Here is a 16,310-nt window from a genome sequence, read left to right as displayed (position 1 = left end):
CAGACACAGAGGTGATGGGCATGAGAAAAGCCTATTTCGTGTATGCCGGAAAGCGGCTCCTGCAAGCGATCGTCGTGATCCTATTGTCTTATGTCTTCACCTTTGTCGTCGTCAGCATCCTGCCCGGCGATCCGATTACCAACGTCCTGAACAACCCGCAGAACGGCTTCACCCCGGATGAGATCAAGGAGATCATCGCCGCGCAGGGATTGGACAAGCCGGTCCCCGTGCAGCTCTGGAACGCCTTTTCCGGCTTCGTGACTGGCGATCTTGGTCTGTCGATGCGAACTAACCGGCCGGTGGCAACGCTGATTGCGGAGGTTCTGCCGTCGACACTCGTGCTTGCCTCGGCGGGGCTCGCGGTTGCGCTGTTCCTGGCGGCAATCATCGCCTACGGCACGCAATTTCTGCCCCGGCGGCTTGGCCAGGGACTGCTCCGCGGCTTCCCGTCGCTGTTCCTGTCGGTTCCGAACTTCGTGATCGGCCTGGTGCTGATCCATCTCTTCGGCTTTCAGCTCGGCGTCTTTCGCGTCATCCAGCCCGACAGTTTCTGGGCAACGCTTTTCGCGGCGATCGCCCTCGGCATTCCGATCTCGGCACAGATCGCCGAAGTCCTGATTGCCAATCTCGACCATGAATCCAGCCAGGATTATGCCGCCGTCGCACGTGGACGCGGGCTCGGCCAGATGCGTCTCTTCGTCATGCACCTGCTCAAGCCCTCATCGCTTCCGGTCATCACGGTCGTCGCTTTGACGATCGGCGAATTGCTCGGGGGCTCGCTGATAACCGAGACGGTGTTTGGCCGAAACGGGCTCGGCAGCCTGGTGCAGCGGTCGGTCAGCACGCAGGACCTGCCGGTCCTGCAAGCCGTCGTCTCGCTCGCCGCAGTGGTCTTCGTGGTCGTCAACCTGATCGCCGACCTTACCTATCCGCTGCTCGATCCGCGCGTCAAACTTCTCGGCGGGCAAGACCGCCGTCCGACGACCGCCGACGACAGCTCTCTCCCCATCTCCAAGGGGCTGACCCCATGACACTTGCCTCTGTTTCCTCCACCCCCCGCACGACCGCGCTCAGCCGTCTGACGGGCCTGCGCGTGCCGCCCGTCGTCATCCTTTCGTTTCTGGTCGTTGCTCTGGCGATCGGCTGGTCTTTGGCGCCCAGCCTGTTTACCCATTACGATCCGGTGAACGGCACTCCCGCTCAAAAGCTGCTCGGCCCAAGTGCGGCACACTGGTTCGGTACTGACCATCTCGGCCGCGACCTCTATACACGCGTCGTCTATGGCACGGCTTCTTCGGTGGCGAGCGCACTGATTGCAGTCGTGATCGGCGTCGTCGCCGGCGGAATTATCGGACTGCTGGCCGGCTTCTTCGGCGGCTGGGTGGACACGGTCTTTGCCCGGCTCGTCGATGTGTTGCTGGCCATCCCCAAATTCCTGCTGGCGGTCATCGTCGTCACCGCAATCGGTTTCGACACGACCAATGCGGCAATCGCGACCGGCATCTCAGCCGTTGCGCTGTTTGCCCGGGTGATGCGCTCCGAAGTCATCAAGACCCGACAGGCCACATTCGTCGAATCGTCCTTCCTCCTCGGTGGCTCGCGCTGGCACATTCTGTGGCGTCACGTGCTTCCGAACGCATCGCGATCGGTGCTGCCGCTTGCCGTCCTGCAGTTTGGCGATTCCATCCTGGTGATCGCCAGCCTCGCCTTCCTTGGCTACGGCGATCCGCCGCCGGCCTCCGACTGGGGTCTGCTGATCTCGATCGGCAAGGATTACCTCAAATGGCCCTGGCTGGTTTATGCCCCGGCCCTCGTCACGATCGCAACCGTCCTCTCTGTAAACAGGATCAGCCGATGGCTCCGCAAGACAGACTGACCATGCTTTCAAACCGCCCATCGACCCCGCTGCTGCGGGCCGAAGGATTGTCGGTCGCCTACGACACCCATAGGGTCGTCAGCAATGTCGGCTTCGAGCTTGGACGCGGCAAAGGTCTCGCGCTGATCGGCGAATCCGGATCGGGAAAATCGACCATCGCCCGCGCCGTCCTGCGACTGCTTCCCGCAGCGGGACATGCCACGGGCCGCGTCGAATTCGAGGGCCAGGAGCTTCTGGGGCTTCCGGAGCGCCGCTTCCGTCCATTCAGGGGACGCAGGATCGGTTTCGTGCCGCAGGACCCCGGCAACTCCTTGAACCCGGTCCGCACCATCGGCGCGCAGGCGATGGAAGCGGCCGCACTGCTCGACGAAACGGACAAGGTGCTTCGCAAGGCACTCGTTCTTGAGACATTCGCACAGGTCGGGCTCGACAATCCCCAGCGCGTCTACGACTCCTATCCGCATCAACTTTCCGGCGGCATGCTCCAGCGCGTGCTGATCGGGCTCGCCGTTCTGCCGCGGCCGTCGCTGCTGGTCGCAGACGAGCCGACCTCCGCGCTCGATGTGACGATCCAAAAGCGGATTCTCGACCTGTTGTCGAAGTTGCAGGAGGAACTGCAGATCAGCCTTCTCCTGATCACCCACGACCTGGCGATCGCAGCCGAGCGCGCGGATTCCATCGTGGTCCTCAAGGACGGCATCGTCCAGGAGGCTGGCAGTACCGCTACGATATTCTCCGCGCCTTCCTCCTCTTACGCTAGAAAACTTCACGGCGACGTGCCGGCACTCAACCCGAACCGGTACCGGCCGTTGCGAGAGCCCGGTTTCCGGCATCTTGGCGCCCCGCGTGAAAGGACACCGAAGATCGAGGTCAGCGGCGTAACGAAGACCTTCACCGTCGACGGCAAGGTGCTGACCGCCGTCAACGACGTCTCGTTCGACGTTCAGGCGGGAACGACGCATGCGCTGGTCGGTGAATCCGGATCCGGAAAGACAACGGCGATCCGGCTTCTGCTCGGGCTTGAGCAGCCCGACGCCGGGAAGATCACTGTTGGCGGCGAACAGGTCAACGGTCGATCACCCGAACAGCTGCGCTCTGTCTGGCGGCACCTGCAGCTCGTCTACCAGAACCCCTTCACATCGCTTGATCCGACCTGGAACGTCGAGAGGCTCGTGCGCGAGCCGCTGGACCGCTTCAAGATCGGGCCCCATCAGGAGCGGGCGCTTGCGGTGCGCAGGGCGTTCGCAAACGTCGGGCTGGGAGAGCATCTCCTGTCCCGCAAGCCCGCCGCCTTGTCTGGCGGCCAGCGCCAGCGCGTCGCCATTGCCCGCTCGCTTGTCCTGAAACCTGACGTGATCGTGCTTGACGAGCCTACCTCCGCGCTCGACGTCAGCGTTCAGGCCGATATTGTCGAGGTACTGCTGTCGCTGCAGATCAAGCTCGGCCTTACCTATATTTTCGTGTCGCATGATCTGGCGCTCGTGCGCCAGCTTGCCCACACGGTCTCGGTCATGCAGCGCGGACGCATCGTCGAGCATGGCACCGTGGGTGAGATCTTCGACACCCCCCGCCAGGCCTATACGCGCTCGCTGTTGGAATCGATCCCTTCGGGTGCCGCACGTTTCACACGCACCCAACCCCCGCAGCACCGGCCGATCTTCGACAAGGAAAAGATTGCATGACCGTCATCGCCCCCGCCGCGGCGCCGTCCGCGTCATTCCGTCCGAAGAAGCGGCTTGGCTTCAACACGCGCGTCTCGTTCAACGACGAGACCGGGCCTGCCCACGGCTTGCGGGAGGGCATCGAACTTTTCAAGGCGGCCGAACGTCTGGGCTACCAGTCGGGCTGGGCCTATCAGCGCCATTTCGACCATTATCTGTCCTCACCGCTCCCCTTCTTTGCCGCAGCCGGCCAACACACCAGCCATATCGTCCTCGGTTCGGCCGTCATTCCGATGCGCTATCAGGACCCCATCCTGCTGGCGGAAGCCGCAGGCACGACAGATCTCCTGATCGGCGGCCGGCTGGAACTGGCGATCTCGACCGGCTCCAACGCCGCCTTCGATGCCGTCTTCGGCACGGTCGATACCGATGCCCGGACGGAAGCCAAGCGCCGTCAGGCCCATTTTCTTTCCGCGATCGCAGGCGAAGTTCTGCACACCATCACAGGACCCGGCCAGGGTGCCGCGGAGGGCAGCCAACTGAGGGTGACGCCGCATAGTCCGACCCTTCGCTCGCGCATCAGACAGGGCTCCGCCAGCCTTGGATCGGCGATACAAGCCGCCGAACTCGGCATCGGGCTGATAGCGGGAACCGTACAGCATGATCACGCCGAAGGTGAGAGCTTCGCAGATTATCAGGCGCGCTGCATCGAGGCTTTCCGAGCCACCTGGCGGAGGGAACGGACAAGCGAGCCGCCGCCTGTTGCTGTGGCAGCGTCAATCCTGGTCGGCACCACGCCGGACCTTCGCGAAAAATACGCCGCCTATGATCTCGAGCGTCGCACCCAAGGCATTGCAGCATCGCGGCCGAAGGGCGCGCTTGAGCCGAGCTCGCGGACCAATCAGCCGCCAGGAAGCCAGATCTCACCGGTCTTCCACGGCACGCCGGACCAGGTCATCGAAGCGGTGCTCAGTGATCCCGGCCTTGCCGCGGCCGACGAAGTCGTCCTCTTTCTGCCGCCTGCCTTCGACCTTGCCGAGAACATCCGGCTGCTCACCGATCTTACTGAAACCGTCGCTCCAAGCCTCGGTTGGTCGCCCGACTGGTAAGGCCGCCGCTCGGCCAGATCTTCCGCGGGAGCGATTAGGGAATATTTTCTATAGTTTCAATGGAAATAGAAAGACCTGTCTTCCTTACTTCTTAGCTGCCGCCTAACTTTTGTCCAACATTCGACAATCAGAGGAGCTCCCATGTCCGCGGAATTCATCAGCGTTAGCTTTCCCAACGCCTCGAACGATCTCAATCCCATCCCGGACGCTCCGGTGGATCCCAGCTATCTCGAGCGCTATGCACGCGCGCTCGATGACTACGGCTTCAACTATACGCTGATCCCCTACTCGTCCTCCTCCTTCGACCCATTCACCATTGGCGCCACCGTCCTTGCGCATACGAAGAACATCAAGATCATCGTCGCGCTCAGGCCTAATACCATCTATCCGACGGTCGCGGCCAAATCGCTTGCCACACTTGACCAGTTGAGCGGCGGGCGCGTGGTCGTCCACTTCATAGCCGGCGGCAGCGACGAGGAACAGGCGCGCGAGGGCGACTTCCTCGACAAGGAGCAGCGCTACGAGCGGCAGGAGGAATATATCCGTATCCTGCGGCTTGCATGGAGCTCAACGGAGCCCTTTGATTTCGACGGCAAATACTACCAATTCAAGCAATTCCGCAGTGCCGTTCGCCCGACGCACGGACTGATCCCGATCTCGCTCGGCGGATCATCGGACGCCGCCTACCGCATTGGCGGCTCTCTCTGCGACATCTTCGGACTGTGGGGCGAGCCTCTGGCGGAAACCAAGCAGCAGATCGAGCGGATCTATGCCGAGGCGGCAAAGGCCGGTAGGACCGACCGGCCTCGAATCTGGGTGACCTTCCGTCCGATCGTCGCGGAGACCGACGAACTGGCTTGGGAAAAAGCTCACCGGGTCCTCGATCGCCTTAAGGAAAACCGGGAAAAGGGCCTTCATCGCGCGCCGCCCACCGCCCCTCGCCCCGCCAATGTCGGATCGCAGCGGCTTCTCGACATTGCCGCACGCGGCGACGTCCATGATCGCGCCCTATGGTATCCGACGGTTACGGCGACCAATGCCTCCGGGGCAACCACCGCGCTTGTCGGATCGCCGCGCACGATCGCCGATTCGATCCTCGACTATATCGATCTCGGCGCCGACCTGATCTCTATCCGCGGCTACGACAACTTCAACGACGCCGTCGACTACGGCCGCTACATCCTGCCGCTGGTGCGTGAGGGCATACGCGAACGGGAAGAGGCAAAGAAGAAGGCCGCGGCTTGATGATCGCCCATGACACGCCTTTCGATCCAGGCCTGCTGAAGGCGACGACGCGCACTCTTGCGGACGCGGCCCCCGAGGCGGACCGGACCGGGGACTTCCCATGGGTCGGTGTCCGGGCGGTTCATCAAAGCGGTCTGCTCGAAAGCACCGTCGCGGCGAGATATGGCGGCGCCGGCGCAACCCTTCACGAGGCCGCGACGATCCTTGCGGCCCTCGGCCGGGGCGATCCGTCGGTCGCGCTGATCAGCGCCATGACGATCTTCAACCATCTCGGCCAGGCAACGAAAAACCATTGGCCGGAGGATCTCTATACGGGCCTGCTCACACAGGCCAAGCAGCGCCCGCTGCTTCTCAACGCCGCGCGTGTCGAACCGGACCTCGGCTCACCCGCCCGTGGCGGCCTGCCGGCGACGGTTGCCCGCCGCACGGCATCCGGCTGGTCGATCACCGGCCGCAAGCGCTTCGTTACCGGCGCGCACGGTCTGACCCATTTCCTAGTCTGGGCACATACCGATGAAACGCCGGCCCGGGTCGGAACATTCGTCGTTCCGAACAAACTCCCCGGCATTCGCGTCATCGAGAACTGGAACAGTCTCGGCATGCGTGCCTCCGGCTCTCACGATGTCGAATATACCGATGTCGAAATCCCGCCGGAAAATGTCATCGATCTGGTCGATCCCTCCGTGGCGCAGCAGGACAATCGCGCCCACGCGGCAATCACGCTTGCGCTGACCGCGCTCTACCTCGGGGTGGCCGAGGCCGCTCAGGAGGCGTTCATTCGTTTTGCTCACGAGCGTGTTCCGACCAACCTCGGCCATCCGATCGCCCGCACGGAACGCTTCGTGACGCTTTCGGGTGAAATCGACCTCCTCGTCTCCGGCGCCCGGCAGATCATTTTCGATGCCCTGAAGGACAAGCAAGCCGAGGCCGAAAAGCACATACGGGCCCGGCTGCTTGCGGGCCGGCAGCTGCGCGACGCGGTGCAGATCGCCGTGCGCGGCATTGGTAATCCCGGCCTCGGGAACGAACTGGGACTGGAACGCCATTTCCGGGACATTCAGTCGGTGCTCGTCCATGCGCCGCAGGAAGACACATCCATTTCCATTCTCGGGCGCGCCGCCTTCGAACGTTGGAAGAGCGAAAGGGACGCGCCATTGGCGCCTCCGGTCAGTCTCACCGTATTGAAGACCGCCTGATCATGACGCGCTACATCATCATCGGTGCCGGCGCGGTCGGCGCGAGCCTTGCTGCCGAGTTCGAAACGCATGGCATTCCCTATGTGCTCGTTGGACGCGGCGCCCAGATTGCCCATATCGCCGCTCACGGTCTCTCGTATCGACGGGCGGGCGCACACAGTGTGCTCCGGCTCAAGACCGCCGACACAGCTTCGCCGCCAACGCTTCGCCCCGGTGATATTCTTGTCCTTGCGGTCAAGGCACAGGATGTCGAGTCGGCCACGAAATTCTGGGCCTGGCGGCAGGTCGAGGGTAAAGGCTCTGCATCGGAACTGCCTCTCGTAACATTGCAAAACGGGCTCGCCGCGGAAGATATCGCGCTGCGGCGCTTCGATCGTGTCTATGCGGCCAGTATCCGCATTCCGGCGTGCTACACCGTCACCGGCGAGGTCGTCGTCGGAGGCGAGCCAAATGTCGGCATCGTCGCCCTTGGCCGCTATCCCGAAGGGCTCGACGACACGGCCGTGTCGATCGTCGCCGATCTTGCAAAGGCGGGCTACCTCGCCGAAGCACGCCCCGACATCCGGCGATGGAAGGCAGCCAAGCTCGAACATAACGTTACCAATGCGGTCGAGCTTTTCGCAGGTTCTCCCGAGCTTCGCTCAGAGGCCGCAGCCAGGTTGGCCCAAGAGGCACGCGCCGTTCTCATTGCTGCCGGTTACGATCCGGCAGCCCCCTCGGAGTGGACGATCGACATCTCGTCCTGGCGCGTCGCGCCAGAGAGCGGCATCAAGCCCGGCCAGCAATCGACCTGGCAAAGCTTCACCCGCGGCACCTCAAGCGAGGTCGATTATCTGAACGGCGAAATCGTCCGGCTAGGAAGAATTCACGGCGTCGCAGCACCTATCAACGCAGCCTTCCAGCGGGCAGCAGCGAGGCTTGCGATCGATGGCCATTCCCTAGGCACGCGAGATATTGGCGAATTCTATCCCGTCATTACCGAAAGGGCAGCACTGAGCGGGCCTGCGGCCCCGCAAACCGACAGAAAGGAAAGATATGGGAACCTCTAGGATCGCCGCGATATCTGGAAGCTTTAGTCGGCCTTCCAAAACCACAGCGCTCGTGCAGCATGTCGCCGGACGCGCAAGCGATCGCTACGGCTTTGATAGGGTGACTTACGACATGATTGATGTCGGGCCATCGCTCGGTACTTCTCTTCTGGCGCAAAGAACTCGATGACAAGGCACAGCATGTCATCGAGGAGATTGTCGACGCCGATATTTTGATCGTCGGTGCTCCAACCTATAAGGGTACATATCCTGGCCTGTTCAAGCATCTGATCGATCTCATCGCCCCCCATGAGCTCAAGTCGAAACCGATCCTCATCACGGCAACTGGCGGCGGCGATCGTCACGCGCTGATGGCGGAGCACCAGTTGCGCCCATTATTTGGATTTTTCATGCCTCGCGCTGCAGGACAGCGAAACCGGTCATAGCAAGGCTGTTCGCCCTCGGCGGACTGGGAGCCAAGCCCCCCGAAACCCTTCCGAAACATCAGGGACAATTGAGCTTTTCTTGAGTTTTGAAACGGATGTTGCGATTTTACATCATGCGGTTCATGTGTTTCATATTTCAGCAGATCGCATCGTGTTTAATCAATCGGCTTGACGAGGGTTCGTCCGCACGTGCTTCCCGTGCATCCTAAGTCATTCTGCCATATGGTTTTTTCGCCATGATCTTTGTCTACCTACGGAGGTGATGGGTACGACGAAGGCACAAAATTGGGGCAGAGGCTGATTTCCACGCGAAATCGCCACGCAAATTTTCAATGCGACAAAATCAATAAAGCGTTCTACATTTGCGTACAGCGTCGAAGAGCAAACTTCGGACGCGTCAACAAAGGGGAACGTCTCCGTGAAAATGCGCATTCGTCATCTGCTGATCGGCGCGGTTGCAGCCGCCATATCCTTCGGTGCCGCTCAGGCGAAAGACCTCGTCGTGGCCACCGATACCGCCTTCGTGCCGTTCGAATTCAAACAAGGCGACAAATATGTAGGCTTCGATATCGACCTGTGGGATGCGGTCGCCAAGGATATCGGCGTGACCTACACGCTTCAGCCGATGGACTTCAACGGTATCATCCCTGCACTCCAGACCAAGCAGGTCGATGTTGGCCTCGCCGGCATCACCATCAAGGACGAGCGCAAGAAGGTCATCGATTTCTCCGACGGCTATTACGATAGCGGTTTCCTGCTGATGGTACCTGCAGACAGCAAAATTGTCGGCCCAGCCGACCTGAAAGGCAAGACGCTCGCAATCAAGACCGGCACCTCTGCCGCCGACTACGCCAAGGCGAACTTCAAGGACACGGAACTGCGCCAGTTCCCCAATGTCGACAACGCCTACATGGAACTTCAGACCGGTCGAGTGGACGCCGCCATGCACGATACGCCGAACGTGCTCTATTACATCAAAACCGCCGGCGGCGGAAAGGTAAAGGCCGTGGGCGAGCAGATGATGGCGCAGCAATATGGCATCGCCTTTCCGAAGGGCAGCGATCTCGTCACCAAGGTAAACGCCTCGCTTGCCAAGCTCAAGAAGGACGGCACCTACACGGCCATCTACAAGAAGTGGTTCGGCGCTGAGCCGAAGCTCTGATCGCCCGGTAGCCTCATGCGCGTCGGTTCCTCCGACGCGCAGTTCACGGGAGTATTCCAATGCAATTCGACTGGTCGGTGGTCATCGACGAACTGCCCGCCCTTCTCGGCGGCGCGCGCTTGACCGTTCTTATCGCCTTTGCGGGTCTTGTCGGCGGCATCGCCGTCGGCGCCGTCGCAGGTTTCATGCGCGCCTATGGCAACTGGCTGCTCAACGCCATCGCCTTCGTCTATGTGGAAATCATTCGCGGCACGCCCATCGTCGTGCAGGTGATGTTCATCTATTTCGCCTTGCCGATGCTGGCCGACATCCGCGTGAATCCCATGACGGCCGCCATCACCGCGATCATCGTCAATGCGGGCGCCTACATAGCGGAAATCGTTCGCGGCACCCTGCTTTCCGTCAGCAAAGGCCTCCAGGAAGCAGGCCTCGCGCTCGGCCTGCCGATGTGGAAGGTGCTGGCCTATGTCGTCGGGCCGATCGCCTTTCGCCGGATGATCCCGCCGCTCGGCAATCAATTCATCGTCAGCCTGAAGGACACGTCGCTTTTCATCGTCATCGGTGTCGGCGAATTGACGCGGCAGGGACAGGAGATCATGGCGGCCAATTTCCGTGCCGTGGAGATCTGGACCGCAGTCGCCATCCTTTACCTCATCCTGACCGGCGTCCTGACTTTCGCCCTCCGCTTCACCGAAAAGAGGATGCGCATCCTATGAGCATCGTGGAATTCAGAAACGTCACCAAGACCTTCGGTCCAATCACGGTGCTCAAGGATGTCAATCTCAACATCGAGGCTGGCGAGGTCGTGGTGCTGATCGGTCCGTCCGGCTCAGGCAAATCCACCCTTTTGCGCTGCATCAATGCGCTGGAGGAAATCGATGGCGGTGATCTCGTCGTCGATAATATCAGCGTGCGCGAGGGACGCTCGCGCGTGCGCCTCATCCGCCAGGAAGCGGGCATGGTGTTCCAGCAATTCAATCTCTTCCCGCAGATGACGGCACTGGAAAACGTTGCCTTCGGCCCTCGCCGCGTCCGCAGCCTCAGCAAAGCCGAAGCGACGGAACAAGCCAAAACACTGCTCGCGAAGGTGGGGCTGGCGGAGCGGGGCCACCACTACCCCTCGGAATTGTCCGGTGGACAGCAACAGCGCGTCGCCATTGCTCGTGCGCTCGCGGTCAAACCGAAGCTCATGTTGTTCGATGAGCCGACCTCGGCCCTCGATCCTGAATTGCGACAGGAAGTGCTCAAAGTGATGCAGTCACTCGCCGAAGAGGGCATGACGATGGTCGTCGTCACCCACGAGATCGCCTTTGCGCGGCAGGTGGGAACGCGGTTGATTTTCATGGAGGGCGGCAAGATCACTGTTGACGGCAACCCGGCTGCTCTTCTCGATAATCCCGAAAATCCCCGCCTTCGTGAGTTCCTCCAGCATGTCCATTAATATTTCCAATCAGCTTACATCAATTACCATGGAAGGTGACAGCCATGGCATTGGCAAGGCGCTCGGTCGCCAGGGCGCTGCCGCCGCGCATCATCATCTCGTTCGCACGCACGCCTGGGCGGTCGTAAGCTCCTTTTGCGATAGCGACCGTGTGCGCACAGCGCTGTCCTTGACCGAAAAGCACTACCCACAACACCTGGAGGAGCTGCATGGCCTTGCCGAAGGGCTCGATCTTCCGTTTGAGAAGGTCTTCGCCTGGAACTGCCGAGGCGATATCTGGACGATGAGTCCGGACGGCTGTACGACCGTGCAGCTCCCGGGCATTCAACCGGTTGTCGCCCATAACGAGGATGGGGACCCGGGCTTGCGCGCCGGATGCGCGATGGCCACGGTGCGGCCCAAGCAGGGTCACACTTTCTCGGCTTTCGTCTATCCCGCCTCCATTCCCGGCCACACATTCGCGATCAACGATGCTGGTCTCGTAGTGACCGTCAACAATATCCGTTCGCGACGGAGCGGTGACGGACTGCCTCGCATGGTCTTGACACGGGCGCTGCTCGACTGTGCGTCTCCGGAAGAAGCTATCGATTTGCTGCGGGCCATGCCGAGATCGGGCGCCTTCCACCTTACCCTTGCCTCCCCTGGCGCAAAGGACATTTTCAGCGTCGAATTCACCCACGAGGATGTATCGGTTGTGCGGCTGATGGCGCCCTCCAGCCATGCCAACCATCTGATCCACGACCGAATGGGGAAGGAAGAACAGGTGGTGACGGCTTCCTCCCAGTCACGACAACGACGCGGGGATGCGATGATCGCATTGGCCGGTGAAGCGGGCGTCGAACCCCTTGCCATTCTGCGCGACACGAACGAGGAGGCGTTGCCCATCTATCGCACGCAACCAGACGATCCCGATAACGAGAACACGCTGGCGACCGCACACTTTGCCATCGGGGCGGACAAGGTGGAATGCACCGTCTATGATGGCCCAGAATCGGTTCCGCGCTTTCGTTTTTCAAACGATGCGCTTTGTTTCGCTTGAGGGTTTTGAATGACGGGCAGCGACCTGCCAACCACTTTTGAGCGTCCGCAGACGCTGGAAGAACTGCGGGCGCTGACCGTCGGCATAAGGCGTGGGGAGACGAGCCTGTCTTTGGGCAGCAAAGCGCTCGATGTCTTATCGCGACTGGTCGACATACCAGAACAGGCAGCGGTACGGACCATTTCGGAACTGTCAGCGGCGCTTGGCGTCAACCCATCGACGCTCACCCGGCTGGCTCAGCGTCTGGGCTATGGTGGCTTCAACGATTTTCAGGGCATTTTTCGCGAAGCAATCACCGACGACGAGCGCTACTTCTACAGTCGTCAGGCAGGCCGGCTGATTTCCGCACGACAAGGCGATGGCGAAGAGCATGCGGTGCTCGAAAGGCTGGCAACGGAATCGAAAGCCAACATCGACGGCTTCCTTGCCCAACTCGACAACAGGCACCTGAGCGCCGCCGCGGCGCTGTTGGCCCATGCGCCCCGTATTCGCGTCTATGGAGTGCGGCAATTCCATGCCTTCGCAAGCTTCCTCACCTACGGACTGTCAATGCTACGCGACGACATCGGCCTTCTTGACGCACCGCGACTCGGTGAAGCGGAAGGGATTGCGCAGCTTGCGGCCGGCGACGTGCTTGTCGTCGCCAGTTGCGCGCCCTATACGCGAAATGTAGCGGATGTCGCGACCATTGCCGCGCGTTACGGCATTCGTGTGATAGCTGTGACAGACACCCGGTCGTCACCGCTTGTCGCACCTTCCGAACATGCTTTTTTCGTGCCGCATGCCAGCAGCTTCTTCAGCAACAGCATGGGTGCCTATGTCGTTTTCTGCGAGGGCCTGCTCAACCTCGTTGCGCGCATTCTGGGCGAAAGCGCCGTCAGCGCCCTTGCGAGGCGTGAAGCGCTGATCAAGGACCTGCGGATCGAAGCGGATAACCCATGACGGCGATCCGGCTCATATCTTCCGACGCGGAATAGATGTCGCATAGGTGTTCAGGGCTTTAAGATGCTGATCTACGCGCTTCAACTCCTCAAGGCCCGCAGACTCGTCCCGCGCTGCCAGCAACCCACATAGGACTTCCGAGATAGCGAGCGCCGGCGTCAACGTGTGAAAGAAGGTCTGGCTTTCGGTCGGACAGAGAATGAGGTCGTCGGCGATGGAAACCAGTGGAGAAACCTCGCTGTCGGTGATCGCAACGATTCCCAATCCCTTGCCGCGGGCGGTTTCCGCCAGTTCAAGCGTCACGCGGGCATAAGGATTGATTGAGATTACGAGCAGAACGTCCTGCGCGCCGGCGCGAATGAGCCCGTCGCCGCCCGTTCCAGCCGGACCATCGAGATGCACGGTTTTTTCGCCGAGCAAGTTCATGACATAGTGGAAATGCCATACCACGGAGTGGCAGGAGCGGAGCCCGAGAACATAGATCCGGCGTGCTTCGTGCAGCCGAGTTGCGGCCGAACCGAGCCGTTCCAGCGAATGGGGCTCGCAAAGGCTGGCAATCTGTGCCGAAAGCCCGCTGAGCATCCGTTCCGCCAAGCCTTCTTTGGCTTCACCGCTCCGATGTCCTCCTTTTAGAGCCGCGCGAGCGGCAAAGCCCTCGCCACCGCCACGGATAACCTCGGCATAATGCATGCGAATGTCGTCATAACCGGACAAACCCAGGAACTTCGCAAGCCTAGTCATAGTCGAGGGCTGCACACCGGCGTTCCGCGCAAGTTCCCGCATGGAGACGAGCGCCACTTCCTGTGGATGCTCGATGATGTGACGAGCCGCCTGTTGCAATTGCGGCGACATACCGTCGAAGCGTTCGACAATATGCGAACGCAGAGAATCGTTCTGCAACACTTGGTTCATGCCGTGCCTCACTGTTTCAATCATGCTGTTCCCGAGACCTGCACGCAAGTCAATATTTTACAGCGCGCCACTTCGCTCCGCACCGAATTGTCGAGAGAAGATACAATCGTCTCGTTTCGCATAATATAAAACAATCGTTGCACTCGTCCTTTAAATCTGCAATCTGGCTCGTGACGACATTCTCTCCGTCACCGCGAACAGCGCGCAGCCAGGACACACCGATGACCAAAATTCTCCACCGCTCCATCGCATCCGATCTGCCACACGCCATTGCTGGAGAGGGGGTCTACATTATTGACAGCGAAGGCCGCCATTATCTGGACGGTTCCGGCGGTGCCGCCGTCAGCTGCCTCGGCCACAATCACCCCGAAGTGCTGGAAGCTATGAGGGAGCAAATGGGCCGCATCAGCTATGCCCATACATCCTTCTTCACCACGGATGCAGCCGAAGAGCTTGCCGAGAAACTTGTGGTGCTGACGCCTGAGGGTCTCGATTACGTTTATCTGGTTTCGGGCGGCTCGGAAGCCGTGGAGGCTGCGCTTAAGATGGCCCGCCAGTACTTCGTGGAGATCGGTCAGCCGCAGCGGCGCCATATCATCGCACGCCGGCAGAGCTATCACGGCAATACGATCGGTGCGCTGGCCGCAGGTGGCAACGCATGGCGACGCGCGCAATTCCAGCCCATTCTGCCAGAGACGCACCATATCTCGCCCTGCTACGCATATCGCGATAAGTTGCCGCAAGAAACGCCGGAAGCCTACGCAACCCGTCTGGCAGCGGAGCTGGAAGCCAAAATCCTGGAACTTGGGCCCGATCAGGTCATGACTTTCATCGCCGAACCCGTCGTCGGCGCCACGCTTGGTGCGGTCGGTCCGATCGCTGATTATTTCAAGAAGATTAGGCACATCTGCGACAAATACGGCGTCCTCCTGATCCTCGACGAGGTCATGTGCGGCATGGGGCGTACGGGAACGATTTTCGCGTTGGAGCAGGAAGGTATCGTGCCCGATCTCGTCACCATCGCTAAAGGTCTGGGCGGCGGTTTCCAACCGATCGGCGCAGTGATGCTGTCACGCAGGATCTATAAGGCTTTCGCTGAAGGTTCGGGGCTTTTTCAGCATGGTCATACCTATATCGGCCATCCGATGGCTGCTGCTGCCGCCAACAAAGTCGTCGAAATCCTCACACGGCCCGGCCTGATGGAAAATGTCGCTGTGATGGGTGAGCGCCTTCAGGCCGGGCTCGAAGCCCGTCTCGGCGGCTCGCCCTATGTGGGAGATATTCGTGGACGCGGATTGTTTCGCGGAGTCGAGCTCGTAGCGGAGAGGGACAGCAAGACGCCCTTCGACCCTGCGCGTAAGATCCATGCCCGGATCAAGAAGGAAGCCATGCAGAGAGGTCTGATGTGCTATCCCATGGGTGGCACGATCGATGGCCGCTACGGGGACCATGTCCTGCTCGCTCCTGCCTACATCATCCGCGAGGACGAGATTGATATGATCGCCGACCGGCTGACCGATGCTATTCACGCCGCCGTAACGGCCTGATCTCCGGAGCCCTCGTGATGACAACATCCCCCTGCCCGCCCCTTTCAGACGACAAATGGCCGAACGAAATTACCGACATGCTGCCGGGCTTCGCGGGCGCACTGAACGTCTACCGCACCATGGCGCATCATCCAGCGCTCCTCAAAGCCTGGGCTCCGCTGCGCCAGCACATCGTCAAGGATAACGTCCTTGGTCCAATCCGCTCCGAAGTCGTGATCCTGCGTGCTGCTCACCGGATGGGCTCTGCCTATGAATGGGCGCACCATGTCAGTCGCGCCCGCGCGCTCGGAATGTCCGATGCGCGTATCCGTACACTACGAGGCACGCCGGAGGGAGAGGACGGTCTTATTACTCAGGCCGTCGATGCACTGTTCGATCTGCGTCGCCTGCCGCCCGATCTGGAAAAAGGGCTTTCGGCCCTGCTGGGAAAGCAAGGGGTGTTCGACCTCATTGCCACAGTCGGCTTCTATACAGTGCTTGGCTATGTGCTGATGACCTATGACACTCCGATCGATGAGGCTGTTGCCGGAGAGCTAGCTGAAAAACCATTATCTTAGATCAGGTGATGTGGGGTGCTCCGTCAGAAGCAGATTTTGACTGCCTCATTATACCGATCTCTTGCCCGTTGTACCCTGTGGTCTTTTAGATCGCCAGAACAGAAGTGCTCGGACTGAATGCTCTTGAAAGAATACGAACGCCGGAATAA

Annotated in this window: 15 protein-coding genes and 1 pseudogene; 15 read left to right on the top strand and 1 reads right to left on the bottom strand. The window is 60.6% G+C overall.

What is annotated here, in order from left to right; translation table 11 throughout:
• Positions 1-20: 20 nt before the first annotated feature.
• From AC13RC_RS20375 to AC13RC_RS20315, 13 genes and pseudogenes are all read left to right on the top strand, one after another.
• On the top strand, positions 21-1,031 hold the full coding sequence (locus AC13RC_RS20375) for an ABC transporter permease (RefSeq protein WP_113331855.1): 1,011 nt from the start codon (positions 21-23) through the stop codon (positions 1,029-1,031).
• On the top strand, positions 1,028-1,876 hold the full coding sequence (locus AC13RC_RS20370) for an ABC transporter permease (RefSeq protein ID WP_113352285.1): 849 nt from the start codon (positions 1,028-1,030) through the stop codon (positions 1,874-1,876). Before AC13RC_RS20375 ends, AC13RC_RS20370 begins: the two co-directional genes overlap by 4 nt.
• Entirely contained in the window at positions 1,855-3,558 is a 1,704-nt protein-coding gene (locus AC13RC_RS20365; RefSeq protein ID WP_113352286.1) for an ABC transporter ATP-binding protein, read from the top strand. Before AC13RC_RS20370 ends, AC13RC_RS20365 begins: the two co-directional genes overlap by 22 nt.
• Positions 3,555-4,646: an LLM class flavin-dependent oxidoreductase gene (locus AC13RC_RS20360; RefSeq protein ID WP_488558279.1), complete on the top strand. Its 1,092-nt coding sequence runs from the start codon at positions 3,555-3,557 to the stop codon at positions 4,644-4,646. Before AC13RC_RS20365 ends, AC13RC_RS20360 begins: the two co-directional genes overlap by 4 nt.
• A gap of 141 nt (positions 4,647-4,787) precedes the next feature.
• Positions 4,788-5,891 (top strand): LLM class flavin-dependent oxidoreductase, encoded by a 1,104-nt coding sequence (locus AC13RC_RS20355; RefSeq protein WP_113352288.1) that lies wholly within the window; start codon positions 4,788-4,790, stop codon positions 5,889-5,891.
• Positions 5,891-7,087, top strand: coding sequence for an acyl-CoA dehydrogenase family protein (locus tag AC13RC_RS20350; RefSeq protein WP_113352289.1), 1,197 nt, complete (start codon positions 5,891-5,893; stop codon positions 7,085-7,087). Before AC13RC_RS20355 ends, AC13RC_RS20350 begins: the two co-directional genes overlap by 1 nt.
• A gap of 2 nt (positions 7,088-7,089) precedes the next feature.
• Entirely contained in the window at positions 7,090-8,136 is a 1,047-nt protein-coding gene (locus tag AC13RC_RS20345) for a ketopantoate reductase family protein (RefSeq protein WP_113352290.1), read from the top strand.
• Positions 8,123-8,528, top strand: a pseudogene (locus AC13RC_RS20340) (NAD(P)H-dependent oxidoreductase); the annotation flags it as partial. The gene AC13RC_RS20345 and the pseudogene AC13RC_RS20340, both read left to right, overlap by 14 nt.
• A gap of 457 nt (positions 8,529-8,985) precedes the next feature.
• Positions 8,986-9,723, top strand: a complete 738-nt coding sequence (gene glnH, locus AC13RC_RS20335; protein WP_113352291.1) for a glutamine ABC transporter substrate-binding protein GlnH — start codon at positions 8,986-8,988, stop codon at positions 9,721-9,723.
• A 59-nt stretch (positions 9,724-9,782) separates the two neighbouring features.
• Positions 9,783-10,439, top strand: a complete 657-nt coding sequence (glnP, locus tag AC13RC_RS20330; protein WP_488558278.1) for a glutamine ABC transporter permease GlnP — start codon at positions 9,783-9,785, stop codon at positions 10,437-10,439.
• Complete coding sequence (gene glnQ, locus AC13RC_RS20325) at positions 10,436-11,164, top strand: glutamine ABC transporter ATP-binding protein GlnQ (RefSeq protein WP_113331659.1); 729 nt, start codon at positions 10,436-10,438, stop codon at positions 11,162-11,164. The genes glnP and glnQ overlap by 4 nt, the downstream gene beginning before the upstream one ends.
• Positions 11,154-12,203 (top strand): C45 family autoproteolytic acyltransferase/hydrolase, encoded by a 1,050-nt coding sequence (locus AC13RC_RS20320; RefSeq protein ID WP_113352292.1) that lies wholly within the window; start codon positions 11,154-11,156, stop codon positions 12,201-12,203. The genes glnQ and AC13RC_RS20320 overlap by 11 nt, the downstream gene beginning before the upstream one ends.
• Positions 12,204-12,212: 9 nt before the next feature.
• Positions 12,213-13,145, top strand: a complete 933-nt coding sequence (locus tag AC13RC_RS20315) for a MurR/RpiR family transcriptional regulator (RefSeq protein ID WP_113390739.1) — start codon at positions 12,213-12,215, stop codon at positions 13,143-13,145.
• A 12-nt stretch (positions 13,146-13,157) separates the two neighbouring features.
• Here the strand turns inward: AC13RC_RS20315 and AC13RC_RS20310 are convergent, their stop codons facing one another.
• A complete protein-coding gene (locus tag AC13RC_RS20310; protein WP_368518398.1) occupies positions 13,158-14,057 on the bottom strand; it encodes a MurR/RpiR family transcriptional regulator in 900 nt (299 codons plus the stop codon).
• A gap of 221 nt (positions 14,058-14,278) precedes the next feature.
• Between AC13RC_RS20310 and AC13RC_RS20305 the strand changes: the two genes are divergently transcribed.
• Both AC13RC_RS20305 and AC13RC_RS20300 read left to right on the top strand, forming a co-directional pair.
• Positions 14,279-15,604: an aspartate aminotransferase family protein gene (locus AC13RC_RS20305; RefSeq protein ID WP_113352294.1), complete on the top strand. Its 1,326-nt coding sequence runs from the start codon at positions 14,279-14,281 to the stop codon at positions 15,602-15,604.
• A gap of 17 nt (positions 15,605-15,621) precedes the next feature.
• On the top strand, positions 15,622-16,161 hold the full coding sequence (locus tag AC13RC_RS20300; RefSeq protein ID WP_113352295.1) for a carboxymuconolactone decarboxylase family protein: 540 nt from the start codon (positions 15,622-15,624) through the stop codon (positions 16,159-16,161).
• Positions 16,162-16,310 lie beyond the last annotated feature (149 nt).

This window comes from Martinezella sp. CNPSo 3890 (genome assembly GCF_057784455.1).
Note: the sequence above shows the minus strand (reverse complement) of the source record. Positions and strands in the feature narration are given on the sequence as shown.

Excerpts from the sequence above, each read along its gene's own strand:
- AC13RC_RS20375 (WP_113331855.1), top strand. The coding sequence starts at position 21 with ATGAGAAAAGCCTATTTCGTGTATGCCGGAAAGCGGCTCCTGCAAGCG.
- AC13RC_RS20370 (WP_113352285.1), top strand. The coding sequence starts at position 1,028 with ATGACACTTGCCTCTGTTTCCTCCACCCCCCGCACGACCGCGCTCAGC.
- AC13RC_RS20365 (WP_113352286.1), top strand. The coding sequence starts at position 1,855 with ATGGCTCCGCAAGACAGACTGACCATGCTTTCAAACCGCCCATCGACC.
- AC13RC_RS20360 (WP_488558279.1), top strand. The coding sequence starts at position 3,555 with ATGACCGTCATCGCCCCCGCCGCGGCGCCGTCCGCGTCATTCCGTCCG.
- AC13RC_RS20355 (WP_113352288.1), top strand. The coding sequence starts at position 4,788 with ATGTCCGCGGAATTCATCAGCGTTAGCTTTCCCAACGCCTCGAACGAT.
- AC13RC_RS20350 (WP_113352289.1), top strand. The coding sequence starts at position 5,891 with ATGATCGCCCATGACACGCCTTTCGATCCAGGCCTGCTGAAGGCGACG.
- AC13RC_RS20345 (WP_113352290.1), top strand. The coding sequence starts at position 7,090 with ATGACGCGCTACATCATCATCGGTGCCGGCGCGGTCGGCGCGAGCCTT.
- glnH (WP_113352291.1), top strand. The coding sequence starts at position 8,986 with ATGCGCATTCGTCATCTGCTGATCGGCGCGGTTGCAGCCGCCATATCC.
- glnP (WP_488558278.1), top strand. The coding sequence starts at position 9,783 with ATGCAATTCGACTGGTCGGTGGTCATCGACGAACTGCCCGCCCTTCTC.
- glnQ (WP_113331659.1), top strand. The coding sequence starts at position 10,436 with ATGAGCATCGTGGAATTCAGAAACGTCACCAAGACCTTCGGTCCAATC.
- AC13RC_RS20320 (WP_113352292.1), top strand. The coding sequence starts at position 11,154 with ATGTCCATTAATATTTCCAATCAGCTTACATCAATTACCATGGAAGGT.
- AC13RC_RS20315 (WP_113390739.1), top strand. The coding sequence starts at position 12,213 with ATGACGGGCAGCGACCTGCCAACCACTTTTGAGCGTCCGCAGACGCTG.
- AC13RC_RS20310 (WP_368518398.1), bottom strand. The coding sequence starts at position 14,057 with ATGAACCAAGTGTTGCAGAACGATTCTCTGCGTTCGCATATTGTCGAA.
- AC13RC_RS20305 (WP_113352294.1), top strand. The coding sequence starts at position 14,279 with ATGACCAAAATTCTCCACCGCTCCATCGCATCCGATCTGCCACACGCC.
- AC13RC_RS20300 (WP_113352295.1), top strand. The coding sequence starts at position 15,622 with ATGACAACATCCCCCTGCCCGCCCCTTTCAGACGACAAATGGCCGAAC.